This is a genomic window from Paraburkholderia nodosa (assembly GCF_001718195.1).
Taxonomy (GTDB): Bacteria; Pseudomonadota; Gammaproteobacteria; order Burkholderiales; family Burkholderiaceae; genus Paraburkholderia; species Paraburkholderia nodosa_A.
Window position 1 is genome coordinate 456,946 of sequence record NZ_MCNV01000002.1, and the last position, 22,849, is coordinate 479,794.

Genomic DNA, 22,849 nt, shown 5'->3' on the forward strand with positions numbered 1-22,849 from the left:
TAGCAGCGCAATCGTCGCGAACGCGCTCGCGCTACTATGAATAGCTCAATTGCTTGTTTGTGGTGAGATAACCGATCGGCAAGAATGGTCCTGCCAAACTTTGGTCAGGACCACGACATGTCGAACGCGCCCAGCCTTCAGCTCGATTCCGCCACGCTCGTCGAAGAATACGACCGGCTTGGCATTCGCCAGTTTCATCACGGTCTGCAACTGCTCGACGTGCTCGGCTTGCGTGAAGGCGAACGCGTGCTCGACGTGGGTTGCGGCACGGGCCGTCTCACCGAATCGGCGGCGCAGCGCGTGGGCGAACACGGCGAAGTGCTCGGGCTCGATCCGTTGCCGCTGCGCGTGCAGCGCGCGCTCGAACGCGCGCAGGGCCGCTTCGCCGCGCGCGTCGGCCGCGCCGAAGCGCTGGAAACGGTGCCCGATGCGCACTACGACGTGGTGTATTTCAACAGCGTGATTCACTGGATCCCGGATCAGGCGCAAGCGCTGCGCGAAGCGTGGCGCGTGCTCAAGCCAGGCGGCCGGATCGGCTTCACGACCATGCCCGAAGAAGCGCCACACGACCTGCATGTCGTGCTGCGCGCGCTATTTTCGGGCGAGCCCGAATGGCAGCGCGCTGGAATCGGCGCGCCGAACAAACTCACGCACGAGCGCTCGGCAGCGCTGCTCCAGGGCGCCGGCTTCGACGTGACGCACAACGAGATCCGCACCTTCGGCGACACTTTCGACAACGTCGACGACGTGCTCGCCTTTAGCCGGTCCAGTTCGTTCGGCAATTTCCTCGCCTCGCTCACGCCCGACGACATCGCACGCGTACGCGCACGGCTCGCGGGCGCGCTCGAACCCCATCGCAACGCACGTGGCTATGCGCTCACGCGGCGCATGATCATCGCCACGGCGCACAAGCCGCTCGCGCATTGAATCTGCCTTCCATTCCGTAGCGAACGCCAACCACATTCGAGGAGCACACATGAGCGCAGCACCGCGACGCGCGGGACAATTGAGCCTCGGCGCCTTCCTGATGGAGACGGGCCACCATATCGCCGCGTGGCGTCGCCCCGATGCACACGCAGCCGGGGGCCTCGACTTCGCGCACTACGCCGAGCTGGCGCAAACGGCCGAGCGCGCCAAATTCGACGCCGTCTTTTTCGCCGATAGCGTGAGCGTGCGCGACACCCATGTGCCTTCGCTTTCGCGCACCGCGCGCGCCGATCATTTCGAGCCGATCACGCTGCTCTCCGCGCTATCGGTGGTCACGAAGCACATCGGGCTCATCGCCACGGTGTCGACCTCGTTCAACGAGCCCTATAACGTAGCCCGCAAATTCGCTTCGCTCGACTATCTGAGCGGCGGCCGCTCGGGCTGGAATCTCGTGACGTCGAGCACCGAAACCGAAGCGCACAACTTCAGCCTCGACAAGCATCTCGATCACGCCTTGCGCTACGAGCGCGCGAAAGAGTTCTACGACGTGGTTTCCGGGCTTTGGGACAGCTGGGAAGACGACGCCTTCATTCGCGACAAGGCAAGCGGCCTCTACTTCGACCCGCAGAAGCTGCACACGCTGGACTATCGCGGCAAGCACTTCAAGGTGCGCGGCCCGCTCAACGTCGCGCGTTCGCCGCAAGGCTGGCCCGTCGTGGTGCAGGCGGGCGCCTCGGAAGCCGGCAGGGAACTCGCGGCGCAAACCGCCGAAGTGATTTTCGTCGCGCATCAAACGCTCGATGAAGCCAGGCAGTTCTATCGCGACGTGAAAGGGCGGCTCGCGCGTTACGGCCGCCGCCCCGAGCATCTCAAGATCATGCCGGGCATTTTCCCCGTGATCGGCCGCACGCAGGAAGAAGCGCAGGAGAAGTTCGACGCGTTGCAGGCGCTGATCCACCCGAGCGTGGGACTGCAGCTGCTCGCGAACATGTCGGGCGGCCTCGACCTCTCGCAGTATCCCGTGGATGGCCCCGTGCCCGACCTGCCGGAAACCAACGGCGGCAAGAGCCGGCAACGCTTGCTGCTCGATCTCGCGCGGCGCGACAACCTCACCATACGCGATCTCTATCTGCGCATTGCGGGCGCGCGCGGGCATCAACAGGTGATCGGCACGCCGCAAAGCATTGCGGACCAGCTTCAGCAATGGTACGAGGAGGAAGGCGCCGACGGCTTCAATATCATGTCGCCCTGGCTGCCTGGCGGCCTCGACGAGTTCGTGCAGTACGTGGTGCCCGAATTGCAGCGTCGCGGACTTTTTCGCACGGAATATACGGGGCGCACATTGCGCGAGCATCTTGGCCTGCCTCGTCCCGCGAACCGCTACGCCACGCAGCGCGAAGACGCATTGCGCGTCGCTTCGTGATTCCGTTCATCGACAATCCACATTTCATCCCAGGCCGAAATATTCGCACCGAAGATGCCCGCATACTGTCGATACGCGCTCTATCCCTGGAGCGTGGCTCGTAATCTCACCGCGTCTGCGTGAAATCGACCGCCCAGCATGCAAACATCGACCGCGAGCAAATCGGCCGGACTCGACCTGCTTTTGCTCCTCGCACTTTCCACGCTGTGGGGCGCGTCCTATACGTTCATTCGAGTCGGCGTGACGACCATACCGCCGTTGACGCTCATCGCCGCGAGAACGTCGATTGCCGGAACGCTCCTTCTGTTCTGGATGCTGTGGAAGCGCATTCCGGTACCGCGAGACCCGGCCGTGTGGCGTCGCTTCGCCGTGCAGGCGCTGCTCAATAGCGTGATTCCCTTTACCTTGATCGCATGGGCCGAGCGTTCGGTGGAAGCCGGTCTGGCGACCATCCTCAACTCGACCTCGCCTGTCATGGCGTTCCTCGGCACGTGGCTGATTACCCGCCACGAACCGGTCAACGCGCGCAAGCTGTTCGGCGTCGCCGCGGGTCTCGCTGGCATATGCCTCGTGGTCGGCGTGAGTGCATTCGAAGGACTCGGCCAGCAACTCGTTGCACAACTGGCGATCGTCGCCGCGACGGTTTGCTACGCCGGTGCGGCGATCTACGGCCGTTCGTTCAAGGGACTCTCGCCGGTCGCACCCGCTGCGGGGTCTCTCATCGTCGGTGCGATACTGCTGGTCCCCGTGAGCCTGGCCTTAGACCGCCCGTGGACGCTTCATCCGTCGTTGCAATCGATCGCAGCGCTGATCGCACTCGCCGTCTTTTCCACGGCAATCGCGTTCGTCATCTACTTCCGGCTCGTCCAGACGCTCGGCTCGGTCGGCACGACGGCGCAGGCCTATTTGCGCGTGCCGATCGGCGTGGCGATCGGCATTGCTTGGCTCGGTGAATCGCTTTCGACCTCGGCGTGGCTGGGGCTCGGGTGCGTCGTTGCCGGAGTCATCGCGATGACGCTGCCATCGGCCAGCCAATCCCGCGCGAGCGGCCACAGGCTGCGCTCGAATCGCGAGTGAAAAAACGCGAAATGTCCGATGCTGCGCTCGCCAATTGACGCGGGCGCGATGCGTACATGCGTCGACAGGCTCTGTGTGAAATAACACAGCGCGCGTTCGATCGCGCGAATCGTGCCGAACGGATCGTCGTGGAAGCTCACGGCGAGAATCGGCGCACGCATGTTGCCGAAACGAGCGACGATGTCCGTGCGCTGCTCGGGCGTGCGTGCGAGCGCCCCATCGCCGAGCGTGTCTTCAAAGCGGGCGCGGCCCCGGCTCCATATCCTCGCGACGCCGCGCGGCGTGTCCTCCATCCATCCGAACCACGATGCGGGGAAATAGCCCATCAGGCCGGTCAAAACCGGCATCACGACATGCCATTTCCAGAGCATGAGCGGCATGCTGCGCGGCGCGTAATCTCGCCAATACGCGTATTGCGTGCCGACGGTGAAGACGCGTCGAATGAGATGATTCGACGGCGCGAGCCCGATCAGGAAGCCGCCAATGCTATGCCCCACGACATCGATCGGCTGCCCAGGGAACAGGCTTCTTGCGTAGCGCAGCACCGCTTCGAAATCGCGCTCTCCCCATTCCAGCCAGCTCGCATCGAGTGTGGCGAGCGCGACGGGCTGCGAGCCGCCAATGCCACGGTAGTCGTAGACCAGCACGTCGAAACCCTGCTGGTGCAGCCATGCGCCAAAGCGGAAATAGTAGTGGCAGCGCACCGACGTCGCCGAATTGACGATGACCACCGGACGCGACGCGTCCGCGTTCGGCAGCGCGTGACGACGCCACACATATGCGCGAAGCGTAAAGCCATCGGCAGCAGTGATGGCGACAGCGATGGGACGTGCCTCGGCTGGATCGGCTGAATCCATGAGCGTGCTCCCTGAAGAATCCGGAGTATCGATTTCACTTGACCTTGCCCGCTGCATCAATCAATCTTTGCGCAGCTTTCGCATGAGGAAAATGCATGTCAGTGCCGCTCGTGAAACTCCCTCCTCTCGACCTCATTCGCGGTTTCGTCGCGGTGGGCCGGCGCATGAGCATCACGCTCGCCGCCGACGACCTGTGCGTGACGCAATCCGCCGTGAGCCGCCAGATCGCCGCGCTCGAAGAAGCGCTAGGCGTGCGCCTCTTCAGCCGCGGCTATCGTTCGATCGCGCTCACAGCGGAGGGCGAGCGCCTGCTGCGCGTTGCGGACGGCGCGGTGCAGCAGATGCAGGAAATCGTCGGCGCGCTGGCCGCGCCCCAAGCACGTCAGCCGGTGACGATCACCGCCAGCATCGGCATTGCAGGACTGTGGCTGCTGCCGCGCATCGGCGAGTTGCAACGCCAGCTTCCCGATATCGATCTGCGCCTTGCGACCTCAGAGAAGGTGCTCGATCTGCGCGCAGAAGGCATCGATCTCGCCCTGCGCTACGCGCCGGCCCGCATCGCGCCGGAGGCAGCCAATCGCGCTGTGCATCTGTACGACGAATACGTATTGCCGGTCGCGCATCCTTCGTTGAACGTGAAGAAGCTCGACGCGGCCACGCTCGCGCGCCACGTGCTGCTCGAATTCGAGGGCGTACGCCGCCCGATGCTGCGCTGGGCGGATCATCTGGGCGCGCGCGGCCTTGACGGCGCTCCGCTTCGCGGCGTGCTGCGTTTTAACCAGTACGACCAGGTCATTCAGGCCGCCACCGCCGGCCGCGGTATCGCGCTCGGGCGCCTTGCCCTCGTGCAACCGCTGCTTGCCGACGGCAGGCTCGCCGCCATCGGCAATGCGCGCGCCGAGGGTCCGACTGGCTATGCCTACTGGCTGCATCAGGCCGACGAAGCGCCGCGCGACGACGTGCGCGCCGTCATCGACTGGATCGTCGATCAGGCTCGCCAAAACCATGTCGCATGAGCGGCACGCATGCGAAGCGTGCCGAAAACTCACTTGAGCCAGCCCGCTTTCCCGCGCTCTACTAGGCACCACGCTGCGCAACAGCGAAGCGCCCAGTGCGAGGAGGCGAACGATGACCGGGATGGACGATGCATGGCGCCGCCGCTGGCTGCTCGTGATCGCAGGTGGCGTCGTGATGGGTGCGGCGCTCGGCGTGCGCAACGTGCAAGGGCTTTTTCTGTTGCCTGTCACGCTCGAGCGCGGCTGGTCGCGCGAGACGTTCGGCCTCGCGCTTGCGTTGCAAAACCTGCTGTGGGGCGTTGCACAGCCGCTCACGGGCATGATCTCCGACCGCTTCGGCTCCGCACGTGTGATCTTCGCGGGCGCCCTGCTCTACGCGCTCGGCCTCGCGATGATGGCATTGAGCGCGACGCCTGGCGTCTACACGTTTGGCGTCGGCGTGGTGCTCGGCGTGGCATTGTCCGGAACGGCTTTCGGCGCCGTCTATGGCGCGCTCTCGCGGCTCTTTGCAGCCGACCAGCGCAGCTGGGCGCTGAGCGTGGCGGGTATGTTCGGCGGCGTGGGCCAGTTCTGCATCGTGCCGCTCACTCAAGGGATGATCGGCAGGTTCGGCTGGGTCACGGCCATTCTCGTGCTCGCCGCCATGATGCTCGCCAGCGCGCCGCTCGCGGCATGGCTGCGCGATCGGCCGCTGCAGCGTAGCGGCGCGATCGATACGCACGACACCCTGCGCCGAGCGCTCGGAAAGGCGTTCGCGCATCGCGGCTTCTGGCTGCTCAATCTGGGCTTTTTGTCGTGTGGCTTCCAGCTTGCGTTCATCGGCGCGCACCTGCCGGCGTATTTGCTCGACAAGGGCATGAGCGCGCGCGAAGCGAGCCTGGCGCTCGCGCTGATTGCGCTGGCGAACACGGCAGGCACGTTTCTCTGCGGTTACGCAGGGGGGTTTCTGCGGCGCAAGTATCTGCTCTCGGCGATCTACTTCGCACGGGCGGGCGTAATGGCGCTGTTCCTCGCCTTGCCCCTATCGCCCCTCACGCTTTACGTGTTCGCGTTCGCGATGGGCTTCATGTGGCTCGGCACCGTGCCGCTGACGAGCGGGATCGTTTCGCAGATGTTCGGCGTGCGCTATATCTCGACGCTCTTCGGCTTCGTATTTCTCGGGCATCAGATCGGGAGTTTCTTCGGCGTCTGGCTGGGCGGCGTGGTGTTCGACGCGACGCATAGCTACGGCCTGCTCTGGCAGGGCTCGATTGCGCTTGGCGTCATCGCGGGATTGATGCACTTGCCGATCGACGACGAGCGGGTCGCGCAGCGCACCATGATCACCGGCCAGCCTTCGTGAGTGAGGTCGTGGCCTGGCGCATCATGCAGGTCATGCTGGCCGTTTCGTTCGTAACGCTTATTGTCTGGACGTTCGTCGAGTATCTCGCGCCTTCGACGATGCTTGCCTTGCTCACCGGCGCCGCGTTTTGCAGATGAGCGCGCCGCTGGTAGCCGCTTACTTGATCAACTGCAGTATGTCGCGAAAGCGCGGGTGCTGGCACGAGCGCAGCCATTCGAACGCGACCATCTCGACCGTCGCCACTTCAGCGCCCGCTTTGTTCAGCCGCGCAATGGCCGTCTCTTTGTCGGCGACTTTCCGCGAGCCTGTCGCGTCAGTAACGACAGTGACCGATAGACCGCACTGCAGCAAACCCATCGCTGTCTGCAATACGCAGACATGCGCCTCGCATCCCGCGACGATCGCTCGGGTTCGCCCTTCGGGCAGCGCTTCAAACAGACCATCGGCGGTGGCGTCGAAATGGTGCTTTGCAACAGTTCTCGCGCACAGGTCCTTTATTTCCTGCGAGTTTTCGCCGAGCGCGCCCGGATTCTGTTCTGTCCCGATGACCGGAACATCGAGACCCCGAGCAATCCGCCCAAGCCGAATGGCTTGAGCGACAACGGATTCGCCGTCGTGAATCGCCGGCATCAGTCTCATTTGCAAGTCGATAAGAACTACGATCGATTCGGAAACGCTATGCAGCATCACGCATCCTTTTCGGAGATTGCAGTGCGGAAAATGGCACCTGTCAGGGATATTACTAAGTATGCGACAAATGGTCACCGTGCGACTCTATGTCCCAATGCCATTCCCTATGGAGCCAGGCATGCAAGCAGAGACGCTAAAGAAAGCAAAAGCCGCCACCTTTCTCACCCGGTCGGCGGTGTGTCTGATGCTGTTGCCAGTTGCCTGTCTTGTCTGGGCACTCCAGGCGTATCCGCCACAAGAAGCGATTTGGGTTTGCTTCTCGCTGGCAATCTATATCTGGCCTTTCGCCGGAGTCCTGTTTGTGATCTCAGCGGGATTCCACGTCGGTAGCCACGGCCGCCGACTCGAAAAGGACGCCGGTTTCCGCGAGGCGCATGGGCACTAACTAGCCCGCGCGCCGTTCCTGCCAAACGGTCTGCTGTCGTTGCCCGGATAAAAGCCTGCTGGAAGCAACAGGCTTCTGAGGCGCGACTTGCCGTCCGCGTCCGTCCGTTTATCAAGACTGCCGGTATGGTTGGTTAGCAAACCTTATCGGCACACCATCCTGCGCTGTCAGCGCGGAGCACAACAACGCACGAAGCGACGGCGCGGGTGACGCTACGCCTTGCGTGCGTTCGGCTACCGCATGCGCGTCCTGCATGATCAAATCCGTTCGGCATCCTTATAATGCGGATCGATTTATCAGCGCCAGCTGCTCCGCGCGCCATGGCGAAGTCAGGCGCGCAATGTGCTTCGACCTTTTTCGCCTGGTGAAAGGCGGGGGACCGCTCTTTCGCCAATGGCGTTGTTCGCACTGCACCCAGGCCGAAACCACAAGGAGAAGAACGATGACTCTGCTCATCTATCTGATCGGATGGATCATTTTCATTGGCGGCGTGGCGTGGGCATTGATGGCGCTGCATGTTGCGGTGCACATCATCGAGATTGTGGCGGTGATACTGCTCGGCGTCGCGGTGATCACGGGCGCCACGCGCGCGCGCAATCGCGACCGGTCGACGTAGCCATACACGGGCGAGTCACGGGTGTGTGCAGACTGACGGCGCCTCACACGGCAAAACCAGGACCGGCAAAACTCGCGACTTTCGCCTCACGAGCGTGCCCAAGGCGTCGGGTTTTACGATCAAAGTCATTTCAACAGGGCGTTCCGTCACGCGTTTGGCGTGGCCCCGTCTGCATACTGAGCCGATGGGCCTTCGCTCGCCTCACGCGTCAATATCTTACAAGCCAGACTCTCTCTTCCTCTCTAGGATCAGCAGAAGAACGGTTGGTCCGATCGCAATCCTGGAAGCCCATTGCAATGCATCTGCACTTTGAAACCCCGTTGGTGGAGTCGCGCGCCCTGAGCGTCCCTGGTGAACAATCCGTGTGGCTCAAGCTCGACGCCTTGCAGCCATGTGGATCGTTCAAGATCCGGGGCATCGGCCACGCTTGCGCCGTTCACCAAAGCCGTGGCGCGCAGCGTTTCGTATCGTCGTCCGGGGGAAATGCGGGTCTTGCCGTGGCTTATGCGGGCCGGCGCCTGGGCATTCCCGTGCTTGTCGTGGTGCCGGAAACGACGACGGAACGCGCCAGGGAGTTGCTCCGCCTGGAAGCTGCAGAGGTCGTGGTGCACGGCAGTTCCTGGCAAGAGGCCAACCAGTTCGCGCTGACCTTGCTGGGCGCGACGGACGCGTTTCTGCATCCCTTCGACGATCCACTGCTGTGGCACGGCCATGCCTCGATGATCGATGAAGTTGCCCAGGCCCGCTTCAAACCCGATGCCATCGTGCTTTCCGTTGGCGGCGGCGGCCTGCTTTGTGGCGTCGTGGAAGGCCTCCAGCGCAATCATTGGCACGACGTGCCGGTGTTGGCCGTCGAAACCGATGGCGCCGCTTCGCTTCATGCCGCTGTCGAGGCGGGTCATACGGTGGCATTGCCCTGTATCTCCAGCGTCGCCACTTCGCTCGGCGCCAAGCGGGTGTGCGAGCAGGCCTTGCGCTGCGTGCGCGAGCACCCTGTCCACAGTATCGTCGTATCGGACTCCAGCGCACTCGCTGCCTGCGAGCGCTTTCTTGCGGATCACCGCATTCTGGTTGAGCCGGCCTGCGGCGCAGCGCTGTCCGTCGCCTACGAGAGGCATCCCGCGTTGGCCAAATACCGGAATATTCTGGTTGTCGTATGCGGCGGCGCGACGGCCACCATCGATCAGATACGCGCGTGGGCAAGCGAGGCAGATAGCCGATGACCTGGTGCCCGCAGCGGCGGAAACGATCGGATCTTCGCGGCGCCGTGTTCGAAGCGGCAGCCTGCGCAACGCACAGTTACGCAACAGCCGCCTTGATGGCGCGGACCTACGGTCTGTAGACCTAAGCGGCTTTCGACTCTCCAATGTGCTCCAGCATCTCGCGGCCTGCGCGTGTTGTAACCCGGCGAGGGCCAGCGCGAGCTGGCCCTCGCTTGCGATCGCCACGGCAACGTCAGCCGGGAACTCCCATTGCGCTACGAGGAACGCAACTTACAGGAGCTCGACATGCACTGGCGTCATCTAGCGCTTGGTTTGCTCATAGCCGCGGCATTCTCATTACACATTGCATGGGGTGCAAATGACGACCAGCACATGAATCGGCCGAACGACCTTCATACTGCCACTCCGATCAAGCACCTGGTCGTGATCTATGGAGAGAATGTCTCGTTTGATCACTACTTTGCCACCTATCCGCATGCGGCAAATCCTTCAGACGAACCGGCGTTCAACGCACTGCCCGGTACGCCCGCGGTGAACGGCCTCTCTGGACCCCTCCTCTCCAGAAATCCGAATGCCACGAATCCGGCCAATGGCGCGGGCGCAGCGAACCCGTTCCGCATCGACCGTACGCAAGCTGCGACCGCCGACCAGGATCACGCCTATGCGGCAGAACAGCAAGCCTACGACAACGGCGCCGTCGATCTGTTCCCGAAGTACACGGGCAAAGGTAAGAGCGACCGGGACGGCGATTCCGGAAACAATGGCGAGGTCATGGGCTATTACGACGGCAACACGGTCACCGCACTATGGAATTACGCGCAGCGATTCGCGATGAGCGACAATGCCTGGTCGTCGACTTATGGCCCGTCGACGCCAGGCGCGCTGGAGGTGGTCTCGGGTCAAACCAACGGCGTGAGGCCCGTGCTGACGACGAAAAAGCCTTCGGTCCCGGGCTCCTACTACGTGAACGACGGACAGGGCGGCTTCACGCTGATCGACGACGTCGATCCCGCCTTCGACCAATGCTCGAGCCAGCGCGACACCGTCATGATGACGGGCCGAAACATCGGCGACCTCCTGAACGCCCGCAATATTTCGTGGGGCGGCTTCATGGGCGGCTTCAACCTCGAGACCGTGAACAGCAATGGCACGACCGCGTGCAGGCGCAGCACGCTATCGGCAGTCGTCGGTGCTGCCAAGGAGGACTACGTTCCACACCACAACTGGTTCCAGTACTACGCGTCAACGTCGAACCCGAAACATTTGCGCCCGAGTTCGATCGAGGCGATCGGGCATACCCTGGAACGTGATGGCCGGACCCCGGACCCCGCCAATCATCAGTACGATTCCGACGACTTCTTTGGCGCGGTGAGCGCCGGGAACTTTCCGGCCGTGAGTTTCCTCAAGGCTCCCGCCTTCCAGGACGGTCACGCGGGCTATTCGGATCCACTCGACGAACAGGCGTTCGTCGCGAAGGTCGTCAACTTTCTGCAGCGCCAGCCGGACTGGACCAGCACCGCCATCGTCGTGACGTGGGATGACTCGGATGGCTGGTACGACCACGCGTACGCATCGCCGACGAGCGCGTCATACGATTCGTTCGCCGATCACCTCAACGGTCAGGGAAAATGCGGTACCGGCTCCGCGCAGGACGGCGTGAACGGCAAACCCGTGAACGGCCGCTGCGGCCCGGGTGCACGCATTCCGTTTCTCGTCATTTCGCCCTGGGCGAAAGAGAATTACGTCGACCATACGTTGATCGACCAGTCGTCGGTCGTTCGCTTCATCGAAGACAACTGGCTCGACGGAGAACGTATCGGCGGGGGGTCGTTCGACAGCAAGGCCGGCAGCATCATGGGCATGTTCGACTTCGGCCGCCGCTACGAAGACATCGCGCAGCGCAAGCTGTTTCTCGACCCGCCGACGGGGCTGCCAGTCGACCGGCCTGCGAAGGTCTGGCGCCAGACAGCGCGGAGTTCGAAAGCTCTCACCATTCCAGTTTTGATTTCGATTCAATGCAAGGGTAAACGATGCAGTACGCGCCATTTCTACACTGACTTCTTGTAGATATGTCAACGTGTCGCGTCGCTTCGTTCCCTCAGTTTTCAGCCTCTCGATAGTTCATATGGTTGATTTGGAATCCAAATCTGTCTCTCCTTCATTTTCTGGTTACCATGCAAGCGCCCCAGCGCGCCATCAGCGCTATGTCTGATTGTGGCTTCGGTCACAGCCCGAGATAAAAACGTGGCGCTATGTATCGAATGAATAACGCCTCGCCTTTACACAGACCCTTGCAAATTTTCTGATGCTCGGGAAGGTACGGCGATTGCAACACAAGCGAAGCACGTTGCCGTGTATGCCGATTGCCGGATGGCCCACAGAGACCCTGACGGCGATTGGCGTTGCGCGACGCGATGCCTGACATTTGCATGAGCGGGGGCTCTTCTATGTCGAACCGACACGAGGCCTCTCCTGCCGAGACGGGGGAGGTCCTGGTACTGGTGGGCGCCGCCTTCGCTGTGCTTGGCGGGTGGCTCGTCGCAATGGGTTCCACGCCCTACTACGTCGTCACCGGCCTCGCACTGATCGGCTCGGGTACCCTCATGGTGCGAAGCCGCTCGGCGGGCGTCTGGAGCGTCTTCTTCACGCTCGTCGCGGCACTCGTCTGGTCTATCTCCGAAGTCGGGCGCGACGGCTGGAAGCCCATGCCGCGCCTGCTGCTGCTCGCGCTGCTCGGCATCTGGTTCTACCTCAACATCGGCCTCGGCAATTCAGCGATCGCCCGCCCCGTACGCGTTGTGGCGGGCGTCGCGGCGATCGTTTATGCGCTCACGATCGTCGGCATGTTCTCGCCCAAGGTGCCCATGTCGGTGGCGCAACACCTTCGCTACGGACCGTTATCGCCTCCCCACAGCAGCAGCGCGTCGTCCGATCAGGGTAACTAGCATCGTCCGGGATTATTTGCTGTGAACGAACTGAGAATTGATTTCGATTCAAACGGCGAACTCGTGATGCAGGCTTTCAGCGCTTCATCAGACGTGCGAGGAACACCAGTTGCTGAGGGCAGGTCCGGCAGTCAAAGAGGTATGCGACCGTGTTTATACAATTCCCAGATGAAGAAGCCTTCTACCACGCGAGTGGCACGATCCGGTATCGCGCCGTCGTCGACGGCACTTGGGTCATGTGCGAAATATCTCCGGAGGCCCTGGAAGACTATTTTCGTGCGCGCTCGGGCCGCGCCGGCCTGTTAGCGGCCTTCGCAACACATAGAAAGGAGATCGAATCAATCACAAGACAAATTCTTCCCCATCGGATCTACGCTGGACGCTGCCAGCTTTTCTTGCGAGACTGCTTATACAGGCCAGAAACGAACGAAGCCGACATCAGGCACAACGGCGAATTCCTGGAAGCTGCCCGACGCGACGAGATGGCAATCACGAGCGCATGCCTACCGTCAGACATGGACCCTCTAGAAGCTGGAAGTGCGTTGACGTGAGGGCGCGCACTGCGATCTGATTTCCTTGAATACGAATGCCGCCGGGTCCTTGACGCACTGCAGTGTGATCCAAGGCACGCTATATGCGCACGTATGAGATTGCATCGCAGCAGCTCGCCGCTGCGAACTGCTTTCACCGTGTGCGCTGGCTTGAAAAGAACATGAAAAATGCCTTGCGTATGTGGCACGGAGGCGGTTGAGGATTCTGTTCGAGACCGCCCTTCTCACGAATTCATCAGCGGGATGGCCACAATAATGAACAGCTTCGATACCGTCATTCTGGGAGCCCTCACTCAACTCCAGCTTCCTCAACAGGTCAATTACGCCATTGGGGTAATTGCCGACTTCTACACGTTCAAGGGCTATCTGTTGATCCCGTTGTTGTGGTGGATCTGGTTCCAGCCACACGAGCGGCGCGGCTGGCGCCGCGAGATCGTACTCGCCACGCTGGCGAGCGGCCTGATTGCACTCGCGGTGGGGCGCCTGCTTGCGCGCATTCTGCCGTACAGGGAGCGGCCGCTATTCACACCGGGGCTGAATCTGCATTTCGCCTCGTCGCCCGTACAGCTTGCCGGGCTGATGCACTGGAGTTCCTTTCCGAGCGATCACGCGATGCTGTGGACGGCAGTGGCAATGGGGATCTTCCTCGTCTGGAGAGGCATCGGCATTCTTGCGTTCCTGTCTGTCGCGGCATTTGTCTGCTTTCCGCGTGCGTACCTGGGTTATCACTACCCGACGGATCTGCTCGTCGGTGCCTTCATCGGCATCGTGATCACCTGGATCATGACGCGCAGAGCCGTGAGACGGCGCACGGTCAAACCCTTCATGCGCTACGTCATGCGCTACCCTGGGCCGGTCGCGGCGGTCGGTTTTCTGCTCTGTTTCGAACTGGTCACACAGTTCGACGATCTTCTGCGCCTCGCCCATTCGGTATGGCACACAGCGACATGACAGATGCCGACGTCGAGTCCACGCCAATCCTGGCTGCCGGCTTTTCCGCCCACCGCTTCCGCGATGGTGATGGCAACAGGCATCGTCTCGATGGCAACGCATCTGCTGGGCGTTCGGTGCGATGAAATCAATCACGGGGGAATGACGACCCTCGCGGTGAACTAGTTCGCACTACTGTGCATCACTGCGCGCGTGCGTCGTGATCTGCACGAAATCGGCAACGATACGCCCTTCGCCGTAGTGTGCTTCCATCTGTTTCAACTGCTGCCCCACTGCCGCGAGGTAAGCCGAGCGAGACTCCGAAGCCGGACGCAGCCCATCGAACAACGGTGCCGGCGTGATCAGCAGAACGATCATCTCCGTGCCGAACGGCTTGTCCACGAGCCAGTATCCCGATCCCCCGACCGTCGCCGAGAAGCCGGGCGGCGCCTGATTGTCGCGCTCGACATTGCTGGGAACCAGATGGACGACACTGCCGTCGAGCGCGAAATAATCCACGTTGACGTATGACTCGTAATGCGGCGTGGTGATATCGACGATGAGCGGCATGCCCTGCGTCAGACGTGCGTCGAGTGGCCGGGTATGGATCGTCGCGCCGCCGCCAGCCAGATGATTGGCGCGCCAATATGGCGCGAACGCGCTCACGACTTCACAGTTGTGGTTCTCCACCGCGGTCACGTCGAGTTTCGCGGCTAGCCCTCCGGGCGTTTGCGCGAGCGCGTCGTGAACGTGCGCCATGTTCTCGCCCGTGTTGGCAAAGCCTCGCACCTGGACCACGTGCTCGGGCAGCGACGCCGCAAGCGCCGAGCACGGAATGCGCGCGAGCGTCGTGTTCAGCGCGGCGATCGACGCCGCGTCGGCCACCGGCGCACTCGATGCGGGAACCACTGCAACCCCGCTCGCGGCAGGCATGCTCGCCACAACCGCGGCTGGCGCTGCGCCAAGCACCGGCGAGGCCGGCGCCTCCGAGGCCGCCTTCGTCGCGCCAGCGGGCGCCATAGCGGCCATCGAGGGCCTCGCGCCCGTTTGCCCATGTCCCGAAAGCACGCGATATCCTACCCATAACCCCGCAGCGACGACGACCGCCCCCACGCCAATGGCGCCAACCCGCGCGCCCGGGAACGCCGGTGCATGCTTGAGCACGCCCATGCCCTGGAGAAACTGATTGACGCTCGCGGTGCGCGAGGCGCGGTCAAACGAAAGCGCCGCGCTCAAGGTGCGCCACTGGCCGCGATCGAGGCCAGGCGCTCGCTCAGCGCGCATCTTGTCGCTGCGTGCCTGCGTGGCCGATTTGCGATTGAACGGGTGCTTGCCAGTCAACAGTTCATAGGTCACACAGGCGAGCGCATAGACATCGTCGCGCGGGTCCGGCTCCCGATGCTCGAACATCTCCGGACTCGCATAGGCGGGCGTGATGCCGCCGAGCGTCGCGGGATCGAACACAGTGACGTCGGGATCTTCTTCGGGCCGCTGGAACACACGCGCAATGCCGAAGTCGATCACTTTCACATCGCCGCCGTCGGTGAGGAAAACATTGGCGGGCTTGAAGTCGCAATGCACGAAGCCGCGCTCGTGCGCGTAGGCCAACGCCTGCCCCATCCCGGCAATGATGGGCCGCGCCTTTTCGAATGGCATGCCCGCGAAACCCGGCGCGCGCAGCAGCTTGCTGAGCGGCTTGCCCGAGAGATATTCCATCGTGAGGTAGACGAGCGGCCCGTCGCGGTCGAAGTCGTACACCGTGACGATATTGCGGTGCGCGAGCGTCTGCGCCTTGCGGGCTTCACGCTGCAATGCGATCAGCGAAGTCGGCTGGCCGCGGAACTGCACGTTCAGCACCTTGATCGCGATATAAGGCTTGCGATCCGAAGCTTCCAGCTTGCGCAAATCGAGCGCCTTGTATACGGTGCCCATGCCACCCACACCCAGACATTCTTCGAGCACGAAGCGACCATTGAGCGTATCGCCGATTCCCTTCACGTGGTCCGCATCGTCGCCTGTGGTGGCGCTACGCGCAGCGGCCAGGGCTTCGTGAATGCGAGTGGAGTCGTCGACGGCCGCCGCGTTGTCCTGGCGATGTTCGATGCGGCGCAGGACCTCGGCATACACGGCATCGGGCAGCGGATGGACCGTTTGCGTCGCGTCCACCGCTTCGCGCAGGCGAGCGCAATTGGCCGCGTCGACCGCGAGCACGTGGTCGATCTCGGCGAAGAACGCCTCGCGTGAGAGCGCCCCGCTCTGGAATGTCTGGATCAGCTGCGCAAGGCTCATCATTCGTATGCCTTCAACTCAGCTTCAGGATGGCCGAGGCGCTTTGCGTCACACGTTCCCGGCGCACGATCGCGCCGCGTGTAGCTGCTGCCGCGATCCCCGTCGAGTCCGCTGCAGCGCGGTCTCGTCATCTTTAAAGCATACAGAGTCGCCGCCGGACCTGCGCGCACCGTGATCTCAGCCGGCGCGCGCCTGCAACCATGCAACAAGGTCTGATGAGAGATTAATCTGCGGCACGGCGCAGTGCAATCGGTGCCTGAACCAGGCCTTTGGCTCGCACGTGTTGCAGCGAATCCAACGAGCGCGCCCAGCGCTGTTGGGCTTCCACCATCAGCGTTTTCGCGCGCAAGTGCCGCCACCTGTCCCGCACACACCGGCTGGCTTGCCGCAAAGCCCTGTCGCACAAGGCGTCGAGCGGTTCGTGAGGCTGGCGCGAAGCCGCTGGCACAGCCTGTGCATCAGGAGGAGCGAGCCCGCAAGATACTGCAGCTCAATCGCCAACTACACCGTACTGCCCTTCTGGAGAACTGTCATGAGCAAGCTGATGATCGCCGACTTGAGCGTCGCGCAAGAACTCGACCGCAAAGCAATGAGCGCCGTTCGCGGCGGTGGCGGCCTGAGCCTCTGGCCCGGCTACTACCCGGCGCCGTCGTTCAAGTACGACACGACGAACTTCACCGCCCAGCAGTTGATCGGCCAGACGAACACCATCGAGAACAACGTGGGCAACGACGTCGCCTTCGCGCAGAACATTCACGCGACGGTCAACCCGGTGCAGACCGCCCACAACACGATCAACTTCTGATCGTCCCGCCGGCGGCGCGGCCGCACGCTGCGTTCATTCGCGTGCCGCGCCCGCCCGGGTCCACCCGCCCTATTCATCAGCAACTGGAGGCTCATCATGAGTTCCCTCGTTATCCGCGAGCTGGCTCCCGGAACGGCACTCGACCGCCGCGCCATGACAGCCGTACGCGGCGGCAACGGCAGCTCTTACGGTGGCTATGGCTCGATTGCCAACATCACCGTCTCGCCCAACATCGTGCAGAACATCTCCCAGGTTCAGGTGGTCGACGTCGCCGCGCTCAATAACATCGGTTATATCGGCGCTGGCTTCGGGCCGCTGAATCTCAAGGTCAATCCCTCGCAATACGCGAACACCGGCGTGACGTTCTAGCCGCTGCCGCGAAGGGAAAATGTAGACGGCGCCGTGAGGCGCCGCCTGCTTGTTTACGTGCGCCGCGCGCCACCGCCTATACTCGAACGACACCCCTCGAGCCCAATCCGCTATCGTGGAGCAGACCATGAGCATTATCGTCATCAAGGACCTTCCGGAAAGCGTGGAACTGGACAGGCAGGCAATGGCCGCGATCGTGGGCGGCGCCCGCGTCGCTTCGCAGCGCACGCTACTCGTGCCGCGGCCGTTTATCGGCGTACGTGTGGAGATCGAAGGCTCGCCCGCGCAGCGAGGGCCGGCAACCGTCCCCGCGGCGCGGCCCCGCCCGACGCTGCTGCGTTGAGTTCACGCAGCGCGTGCGGTCATCGCCGGACGCGTGCTGGCAGGCGGAAATACGCACCACGTGCCGTCGTCGTGACGGAAGAAGAAGATTGCAATCGTGCGCGCGGGATGGACTGCCTCGACGCAAACATAGCGCAGCCGTTGCTCGTGCGTGCGGCTGAAACGTACTACACGGGCCGGCACGCGCGCGTTGGGTGCAAGCCACTTGTCGACGAGAGTGCGCAGCGAGGTTTCGGCGGAATTCATGGTGATCTCCGATGCAAGTAGCGGCGATACGTGTCGTATTGGTCTCGACTGGATATGGCGCTTACACCGCGTGCGCGACGTACGTTTCGCGGCTGGCCTGCACGCGGCGCGCGTGAACCAGCGCGCGCACCGCGCGCAAGCCGGCCAGCGGATGGGCAATGCAGGTGCGGACCTGGTCGCTGCGGCCCTTGCCGTCCACGCACCAGGTGCAGAAGTGTTCGCAGTTGTTGCTGAGCAGTCGATAGCGGTCTTCGCCGAGACGCGAGCGCGCCCGCGCGACGGCTTCGCGGCCCACGAAAGCTGCGCACGGATGCGCGACAACGGCGACTTCGTAGCCGGCGGCGAAACGTTCGAGCGTGACCTCTTCGATCGGACCGCGATGCAGCGATACGCACAAGCCGGCGTAATGAACGACCCGCCCACCGCCGACATAGATGCCGTGATGGCTGTAGCCCGCGCGACGCGATACGAGATGCGCGCCGAGCGGCGGTTCGTCTGCGTGCATCGTCGGTTGAAGGTCGGGGCTCATGGCTGCATCCGTCTGGCGGGTTGCCGGCTTCCTGTGCTGCTCGACGTTTGCCGGTTGCCAACTACCCTGCATCAGATATGCCAGGCGGCCGATCACGGTTCTATAAGGCGGAGCGGGATACTGTGCGCGCTGGAGGCGCTCGTGTGTCGGCGTTGCACCAACTCGTGTGCTTCGATTGTGTCGGCGTCGAACCATCGGGTCGCCGCCAATCCGGCTCAGGAAGCGGCACTGTGTATGTGTCGGAGTCCTGATGACGACAGGCACGCAACGTGTTGGCGAGCGCACGACCATCGCACCGCGACCGCACGAGACGCGGGCACGCGCGGACCGCGCTCCGTGAGTGCGATGTCATATGGGGCAAGCCTCACGGGGAGATGGCGCGCGAGCGCCGCGTTTCGCCGAAAAATGGCATGCTGCTTGCAAGGTATGGTCGGAACGCCGCGGACCTGCGGCTATCATCTTGACGGAGACCTGTCATGACCTCGCTCGCCATCACCGACCTTCATCTGCAATGCGATCTCGACCGCAAGGCCATGTCGTTTATCCGGGGCGCGGGCGCGCCGTGGGTATTCGGCTGGATACAGCCTTACGAGCCCGCGCAGCCTTCGCCGCTCGGTCCGATCATCAACCTCTATCAGACCAACAACACGTTCTACGCGAATCAGGTCGTCAATCAGTACCAGACGCTCGATGTGACCAATTCGGCGTCGAACTCGAACGTTGCGGTAAACGTGGGCCAGAACGGCAGGAATAACGGACTCGTCGCGTAGCCTATGGAGGCTCGATCGTGACAGGCGGATTGTTATGGAGCTCGGCATCGCGCACGGACGTAGGCCGTGTGCGGGCGCTCAATGAGGATGCATGTCTCGATCAGCCCCAACGGGGCTTGTGGGCAGTGGCCGACGGCATGGGCGGGCACACGGCGGGCGATCTGGCCAGCGGCATGATTGTGCGCGCGCTTGGGGCGCTTGCCATATCCAACACCCTCACCAGTTTCTCGGCCACGGCGCGCGGCACGCTGCAAACAGTGAACCACCAGCTGCGCGAAGAAGCCGCGCGGCGCGGGGTTCGCATGATAGGCAGCACCGTTGCCGTGCTGATGGCGAAGGGGCGCGAGTTTGGCTGGCTATGGGCGGGCGACAGCCGCATCTATCTGTACCGTGATGCACAGTTCGAAGCGCTCACGACCGACCATAGTTACGTGGCGGAGCTACAGGCGCAGGGGCATTTGAGCGCCGAAGCGGCGCGCCACCATCCATCGCAGCATTTGATAACACGGGCCGTCGGTGCGGCAGACTGGCTTGATCTGGACGAAGGCCGCATCGTCGTGCGCGACGGAGACCTCTTTTTGCTGTGTAGCGACGGCCTGAGCAATGAAGTGCAAGTTCCCGAGATGGTGCGGGCGCTCGAGGCTGGGGATTGCCAGCATGCCACTGATTTGCTTGTTGAAATGGCCTTGCAGGCTGGGGGGCGGGATAACATTACCGCTGTCGTTGTGAGGGTGGATGATCCGGCTGCGTCGGATCGGACGCTCGTTAATCCTGCTGTCGGGCGTTAGTTTTTTGTTTTTGTTTTTGGTTTTTGGCCTTTCCTTGTTTCCGCTTCGGTACCCCAGCGTCGCCCCTGTGTGGGGCCGCACCTCCTTTCTTTGCCGCGGTCATCGCGCCCAGAGGCTCTTTGCACTTTGCAGTTCGCACGCGGCCAGACCTCCGTCCGGCTCGCGCGGATGGCGTGCGAGCCAGCGCGAACACCGGCGAACGGTTCGCACAGCCCCCCTGTACCTGGCAATCCTTGACGATTTATCTGGCTGTTCCTGGGAGCCCGGTCAAAGATCGGGCGATTGAGCATTGCTGGCCAGCTCCGTTCAGTGTACTTCTTGCGTCCCAACGCCTTTTTCGCGACGTATCCGGGAGGTTTTCGATGTCGTGGCTCATGCCGTTACAGGCTTATGAATTGAAGCTGGCGCCCCATCCGGCGCCGTTCTCGATAGTGAAGTTCGCGGGCCATGACCGGCTCAGCCAGCTCTACGAGTACGAGATTGAATTCACAAGCCCGATAGCGGGTATTCCGATGGATCAGGTACTCGGGCGTCCAGCCCGGTTCATCATCGATCCGGTCGACCCGAACATGGGCCACCTGCAACGCATGTTTGGCGAGAACGCTGAAAAGTTCAGCAAGAAGCCGCCCGCACAGGCCGTCCACGGCATCATCACGAAGTTCGATGAGCACGAGACCTCCGCCGACGAGACGCGCTACCGCGTCAGGCTCGAGCCTGCGATGGCGGACCTGAACCGTGGCAGGACAAGCCGGCTGTTCCAGAAGCAGTCGGTCGAAGAGATCATTACCGACACGCTGCGGCACTACGGTTACCGGGCCGGTGTCGATTTCAGGTTCAACCTGCGCGGTACATACAAGCGGCACGAGTACATCACCCAGTACCACGAGACGACGTTCGCGTTTATCCAGCGCATCTGTGCGGAAGAAGGCATCTGGTTTCGGTGGGAGCAGAAAAAGGATTACGCGGTGATGGTGTTCGGCGACGATCTGGATGCGTACGCGCGCAAGCAGCGTACGGTGCCGCATCGTCGTGATTCGGGCCTCGAGAGCGTGGGTGCCGACTCGATCAAGTCGCTGCGGCGGCGTACCCGGCGCGTGCCACAATCCGTGCGCCTGCACGACTACAACCATCGCCAGGCCGACGTCTCGCTGCTGGTCGAGGAGAACACGGCGCGTGGCGACAAGACCACCAACGCCGTCGACTATCACTGGGGCGAGCACTACGAGACGCCGGAGGAAGGCCGGCGCATTGCCCGTCTGCGGCACGAGGCTCACCTCGCGGGTCAGGTGACGTTCATCGGCACCGGCAATCCGTTCTGGCTGGAAGCCGGGGAGGTCGTGCTGGTCGACCCGGTTCAGGTCGATGCGAAACACGGGATCTTCATCACGTCGGTACGCTCGCACGGTGGGCGCAACAAGTCGTACCGCGTGACGTTCGAGGGGATTCCTTCGGATCGGGTCTGGCGAACATCCATGGACACGATCCCGAAACCGGAAATCAAGGGCATTCTGCCGGCCCGGATTACGTCACCCGGAAACTACAAATATGCCTATCTGACGGAAGAAGGCTGGTACGTCATCAAGCTGCCGTTCGATCTCGATGAGTGGAGCCCGGGTGGCACGAGCCGGCCGGTGCGCTTTGCCAAGCCCTACAGCGGCGACAACTACGGTCACCACTTCCCGTTGATCGATTCCGCGGAGGTCGCGCTCGAATTTACGGCCGCGGATCCAAACCGGCCCATCATCATCGGAGCGCTGCATGACAGCCTGCATCCGGATCTCGTCAACAATCTCAACAATACGCGCAATCTCATTCGCACGGCTGCGCAGAATGAGATGCGCATGGAGGACAAGGAAGGCGTCGAGCATATTCACCTGACGACGCCGTTTCAGACTAGCGAGCTCAATCTTGGGCATATGGTCGACGGCAGTCGCAAGGAGCGGGGAAAAGGTGCGGAGTTGCGTACGGACGAGCACGTCGCTGTGCGAGGAGCTAAAGGCGTCCTGATCTCGGCGCACGCGCAACCTGCTGCCCAGGGCACGCAACTGGACATGCAACCCGCTCAGGCATTACTGGAGCAGGCCCTTCAGCAGATGCAGGCGCTCGGTCAGGCTGCGATCGCGGCGCAAGCGGTGGCAGCAGACTACGAGCGTCAGCGCGAGCTGCTCAATGGAACGCTCAGGGACCTGAAGAGCGCCGGCGTTCTTGTGAGCGCACCTGACGGGATGGGACTGGCTTCCGGGACGGATCTCCAGCTGAGTGCGGACAACCATCTGATTGCGACCGCTGGTGGGAACGCCGATATCGGCGTCTTGAAGCGCTTTACGGTCGCAGCCGGTGAGCTCGTGTCGATTTTCGCGCGCAAGTTTGGGCTGAAACTCTATGCCGCGCGCGGCAAAGTCGAGGTTCAGGCACAAAGCGATGAGATGCACCTGACGTCGGACAAGGACATGTGGATGACCAGTGCCAATGGTCGGATCACAATTGAAGCGAAAAGCGAGCTTCTCCTCAAATGCGGCGGGTCCTATGTCCGGATTTCGTCCGCAGGCATTGAAGATGGCACGCGGGGTAACCGGAAGATCAAATCGGCCGCCTTCAGCCGGCAGGGCCCAGCCAGCCTCGCTGGCGATCTGCCTGTGTTGCCCGTACCCGCTGAGACGGAATGCGCGCAGCGCGCGAGTCGCGCCGGTATGCCTTTCGCACGCATGTAATTCTGTTGCCACCGACTG

General features: G+C 62.6%; 23 protein-coding genes and 3 pseudogenes. 21 read left to right on the forward strand and 5 right to left on the reverse strand.

Features of this window, described 5'->3' with window-relative positions; genetic code table 11:
• Positions 1-117 precede the first annotated feature (117 nt).
• The 3 genes from BFD71_RS05365 (at position 118) to BFD71_RS38915 (ending at position 3,427) form a co-directional block, all read left to right on the forward strand.
• On the forward strand, positions 118-927 hold the full coding sequence (locus BFD71_RS05365; RefSeq protein WP_069262232.1) for a class I SAM-dependent methyltransferase: 810 nt from the start codon (positions 118-120) through the stop codon (positions 925-927).
• Positions 928-976: 49 nt separating this feature from the next.
• Complete coding sequence (locus tag BFD71_RS05370) at positions 977-2,350, forward strand: LLM class flavin-dependent oxidoreductase (RefSeq protein WP_069262233.1); 1,374 nt, start codon at positions 977-979, stop codon at positions 2,348-2,350.
• A gap of 138 nt (positions 2,351-2,488) precedes the next feature.
• Complete coding sequence (locus BFD71_RS38915) at positions 2,489-3,427, forward strand: DMT family transporter (protein ID WP_083245066.1); 939 nt, start codon at positions 2,489-2,491, stop codon at positions 3,425-3,427.
• Here the strand turns inward: BFD71_RS38915 and BFD71_RS42025 are convergent.
• Positions 3,349-4,284 (reverse strand): annotated as a pseudogene (locus tag BFD71_RS42025) (alpha/beta hydrolase family protein); the annotation flags it as partial. The gene BFD71_RS38915 and the pseudogene BFD71_RS42025 sit on opposite strands and share 79 nt — an antisense overlap.
• Before the next feature lie 95 nt (positions 4,285-4,379).
• Here BFD71_RS42025 and BFD71_RS05385 point away from each other — a divergent pair.
• The 3 genes from BFD71_RS05385 (at position 4,380) to BFD71_RS41310 (ending at position 6,779) form a co-directional block, all read left to right on the forward strand.
• Entirely contained in the window at positions 4,380-5,300 is a 921-nt protein-coding gene (locus BFD71_RS05385; protein ID WP_069262236.1) for a LysR substrate-binding domain-containing protein, read from the forward strand.
• 112 nt (positions 5,301-5,412) lie between these two features.
• Positions 5,413-6,642, forward strand: coding sequence for an MFS transporter (locus tag BFD71_RS05390; protein ID WP_069262237.1), 1,230 nt, complete (start codon positions 5,413-5,415; stop codon positions 6,640-6,642).
• The gene (locus BFD71_RS41310) at positions 6,639-6,779 is read left to right on the forward strand and encodes a hypothetical protein (protein ID WP_176732828.1); all 141 of its coding nucleotides are present in this window, start codon (positions 6,639-6,641) and stop codon (positions 6,777-6,779) included. Before BFD71_RS05390 ends, BFD71_RS41310 begins: the two co-directional genes overlap by 4 nt.
• 19 nt (positions 6,780-6,798) lie before the next feature.
• Here BFD71_RS41310 and BFD71_RS05395 read toward each other — a convergent pair whose 3' ends face one another.
• Positions 6,799-7,329 (reverse strand): isochorismatase family protein, encoded by a 531-nt coding sequence (locus tag BFD71_RS05395; protein ID WP_069262238.1) that lies wholly within the window; start codon positions 7,327-7,329, stop codon positions 6,799-6,801.
• Positions 7,330-7,450: 121 nt separating this feature from the next.
• On the opposite strand from BFD71_RS05395, the gene BFD71_RS05400 reads away from it, so the two are divergent.
• From BFD71_RS05400 to BFD71_RS05420, 9 genes and pseudogenes are all read left to right on the forward strand, one after another.
• Positions 7,451-7,717, forward strand: a complete 267-nt coding sequence (locus BFD71_RS05400; RefSeq protein ID WP_069262239.1) for a hypothetical protein — start codon at positions 7,451-7,453, stop codon at positions 7,715-7,717.
• Positions 7,718-8,159: 442 nt separating this feature from the next.
• Positions 8,160-8,333 (forward strand): hypothetical protein, encoded by a 174-nt coding sequence (locus BFD71_RS41315; RefSeq protein WP_176732829.1) that lies wholly within the window; start codon positions 8,160-8,162, stop codon positions 8,331-8,333.
• A 42-nt stretch (positions 8,334-8,375) separates the two neighbouring features.
• Positions 8,376-8,513, forward strand: a pseudogene (locus tag BFD71_RS38920) (AraC family transcriptional regulator); the annotation flags it as partial.
• Positions 8,514-8,629: 116 nt separating this feature from the next.
• Positions 8,630-9,556: a pyridoxal-phosphate dependent enzyme gene (locus tag BFD71_RS05405; RefSeq protein ID WP_069262240.1), complete on the forward strand. Its 927-nt coding sequence runs from the start codon at positions 8,630-8,632 to the stop codon at positions 9,554-9,556.
• Positions 9,557-9,560: 4 nt separating this feature from the next.
• On the forward strand, positions 9,561-9,860 hold the full coding sequence (locus BFD71_RS40320) for a pentapeptide repeat-containing protein (RefSeq protein WP_256094496.1): 300 nt from the start codon (positions 9,561-9,563) through the stop codon (positions 9,858-9,860).
• A pseudogene (locus BFD71_RS05410) lies at positions 9,842-11,485 on the forward strand (phospholipase C); the annotation flags it as partial. The gene BFD71_RS40320 and the pseudogene BFD71_RS05410, both read left to right, overlap by 19 nt.
• Positions 11,486-12,003: 518 nt before the next feature.
• Positions 12,004-12,501: a hypothetical protein gene (locus tag BFD71_RS05415; protein ID WP_141710577.1), complete on the forward strand. Its 498-nt coding sequence runs from the start codon at positions 12,004-12,006 to the stop codon at positions 12,499-12,501.
• A gap of 149 nt (positions 12,502-12,650) precedes the next feature.
• Positions 12,651-13,052, forward strand: coding sequence for a DUF1488 family protein (locus tag BFD71_RS42795; RefSeq protein ID WP_083245068.1), 402 nt, complete (start codon positions 12,651-12,653; stop codon positions 13,050-13,052).
• A 255-nt stretch (positions 13,053-13,307) separates the two neighbouring features.
• A complete protein-coding gene (locus BFD71_RS05420) occupies positions 13,308-14,003 on the forward strand; it encodes a phosphatase PAP2 family protein (RefSeq protein ID WP_069262242.1) in 696 nt (231 codons plus the stop codon).
• Between the two features lie 171 nt (positions 14,004-14,174).
• On the opposite strand, the gene BFD71_RS05425 is transcribed toward BFD71_RS05420, so the two are convergent.
• Positions 14,175-16,274 (reverse strand): serine/threonine protein kinase, encoded by a 2,100-nt coding sequence (locus tag BFD71_RS05425; RefSeq protein ID WP_069262243.1) that lies wholly within the window; start codon positions 16,272-16,274, stop codon positions 14,175-14,177.
• Between the two features lie 529 nt (positions 16,275-16,803).
• Between BFD71_RS05425 and BFD71_RS05430 the strand changes: the two genes are divergently transcribed.
• From BFD71_RS05430 to BFD71_RS05440, 3 genes are all read left to right on the forward strand, one after another.
• Positions 16,804-17,076 carry a hypothetical protein gene (locus BFD71_RS05430; protein ID WP_069262244.1) on the forward strand — a complete coding sequence of 91 codons (273 nt, stop codon included), beginning with the start codon at positions 16,804-16,806 and terminating at the stop codon, positions 17,074-17,076.
• A gap of 96 nt (positions 17,077-17,172) precedes the next feature.
• Entirely contained in the window at positions 17,173-17,445 is a 273-nt protein-coding gene (locus BFD71_RS05435; protein WP_042267637.1) for a hypothetical protein, read from the forward strand.
• 127 nt (positions 17,446-17,572) lie between these two features.
• Positions 17,573-17,788: a hypothetical protein gene (locus BFD71_RS05440; protein ID WP_069262245.1), complete on the forward strand. Its 216-nt coding sequence runs from the start codon at positions 17,573-17,575 to the stop codon at positions 17,786-17,788.
• 2 nt (positions 17,789-17,790) lie between these two features.
• On the opposite strand, the gene BFD71_RS05445 is transcribed toward BFD71_RS05440, so the two are convergent.
• Complete coding sequence (locus tag BFD71_RS05445) at positions 17,791-18,033, reverse strand: hypothetical protein (RefSeq protein WP_069262246.1); 243 nt, start codon at positions 18,031-18,033, stop codon at positions 17,791-17,793.
• A gap of 61 nt (positions 18,034-18,094) precedes the next feature.
• Positions 18,095-18,562, reverse strand: coding sequence for a lecithin retinol acyltransferase family protein (locus BFD71_RS05450; RefSeq protein WP_069262247.1), 468 nt, complete (start codon positions 18,560-18,562; stop codon positions 18,095-18,097).
• A 476-nt stretch (positions 18,563-19,038) separates the two neighbouring features.
• On the opposite strand from BFD71_RS05450, the gene BFD71_RS05455 reads away from it, so the two are divergent.
• From BFD71_RS05455 to BFD71_RS05465, 3 genes are all read left to right on the forward strand, one after another.
• Entirely contained in the window at positions 19,039-19,332 is a 294-nt protein-coding gene (locus tag BFD71_RS05455) for a hypothetical protein (RefSeq protein ID WP_069262248.1), read from the forward strand.
• A gap of 14 nt (positions 19,333-19,346) precedes the next feature.
• Positions 19,347-20,120: a PP2C family protein-serine/threonine phosphatase gene (locus BFD71_RS05460; protein ID WP_069262249.1), complete on the forward strand. Its 774-nt coding sequence runs from the start codon at positions 19,347-19,349 to the stop codon at positions 20,118-20,120.
• A 362-nt stretch (positions 20,121-20,482) separates the two neighbouring features.
• Positions 20,483-22,831, forward strand: a complete 2,349-nt coding sequence (locus BFD71_RS05465) for a type VI secretion system Vgr family protein (RefSeq protein WP_083245069.1) — start codon at positions 20,483-20,485, stop codon at positions 22,829-22,831.
• Positions 22,832-22,849: the final 18 nt, after the last annotated feature.

Excerpts from the sequence above, each read along its gene's own strand:
- BFD71_RS05390 (WP_069262237.1), top strand. The coding sequence starts at position 5,413 with ATGACCGGGATGGACGATGCATGGCGCCGCCGCTGGCTGCTCGTGATC.
- BFD71_RS05395 (WP_069262238.1), bottom strand. The coding sequence starts at position 7,329 with ATGCTGCATAGCGTTTCCGAATCGATCGTAGTTCTTATCGACTTGCAA.
- BFD71_RS05425 (WP_069262243.1), bottom strand. The coding sequence starts at position 16,274 with ATGATGAGCCTTGCGCAGCTGATCCAGACATTCCAGAGCGGGGCGCTC.
- BFD71_RS41315 (WP_176732829.1), top strand. The coding sequence starts at position 8,160 with ATGACTCTGCTCATCTATCTGATCGGATGGATCATTTTCATTGGCGGC.
- BFD71_RS05370 (WP_069262233.1), top strand. The coding sequence starts at position 977 with ATGAGCGCAGCACCGCGACGCGCGGGACAATTGAGCCTCGGCGCCTTC.
- BFD71_RS05385 (WP_069262236.1), top strand. The coding sequence starts at position 4,380 with ATGTCAGTGCCGCTCGTGAAACTCCCTCCTCTCGACCTCATTCGCGGT.
- BFD71_RS05405 (WP_069262240.1), top strand. The coding sequence starts at position 8,630 with ATGCATCTGCACTTTGAAACCCCGTTGGTGGAGTCGCGCGCCCTGAGC.
- BFD71_RS05455 (WP_069262248.1), top strand. The coding sequence starts at position 19,039 with ATGACCTCGCTCGCCATCACCGACCTTCATCTGCAATGCGATCTCGAC.
- BFD71_RS05430 (WP_069262244.1), top strand. The coding sequence starts at position 16,804 with ATGAGCAAGCTGATGATCGCCGACTTGAGCGTCGCGCAAGAACTCGAC.
- BFD71_RS05415 (WP_141710577.1), top strand. The coding sequence starts at position 12,004 with ATGTCGAACCGACACGAGGCCTCTCCTGCCGAGACGGGGGAGGTCCTG.
- BFD71_RS05435 (WP_042267637.1), top strand. The coding sequence starts at position 17,173 with ATGAGTTCCCTCGTTATCCGCGAGCTGGCTCCCGGAACGGCACTCGAC.
- BFD71_RS38915 (WP_083245066.1), top strand. The coding sequence starts at position 2,489 with ATGCAAACATCGACCGCGAGCAAATCGGCCGGACTCGACCTGCTTTTG.
- BFD71_RS05400 (WP_069262239.1), top strand. The coding sequence starts at position 7,451 with ATGCAAGCAGAGACGCTAAAGAAAGCAAAAGCCGCCACCTTTCTCACC.
- BFD71_RS05420 (WP_069262242.1), top strand. The coding sequence starts at position 13,308 with ATGAACAGCTTCGATACCGTCATTCTGGGAGCCCTCACTCAACTCCAG.
- BFD71_RS05440 (WP_069262245.1), top strand. The coding sequence starts at position 17,573 with ATGAGCATTATCGTCATCAAGGACCTTCCGGAAAGCGTGGAACTGGAC.
- BFD71_RS05445 (WP_069262246.1), bottom strand. The coding sequence starts at position 18,033 with ATGAATTCCGCCGAAACCTCGCTGCGCACTCTCGTCGACAAGTGGCTT.
- BFD71_RS05365 (WP_069262232.1), top strand. The coding sequence starts at position 118 with ATGTCGAACGCGCCCAGCCTTCAGCTCGATTCCGCCACGCTCGTCGAA.
- BFD71_RS05450 (WP_069262247.1), bottom strand. The coding sequence starts at position 18,562 with ATGAGCCCCGACCTTCAACCGACGATGCACGCAGACGAACCGCCGCTC.
- BFD71_RS05465 (WP_083245069.1), top strand. The coding sequence starts at position 20,483 with ATGTCGTGGCTCATGCCGTTACAGGCTTATGAATTGAAGCTGGCGCCC.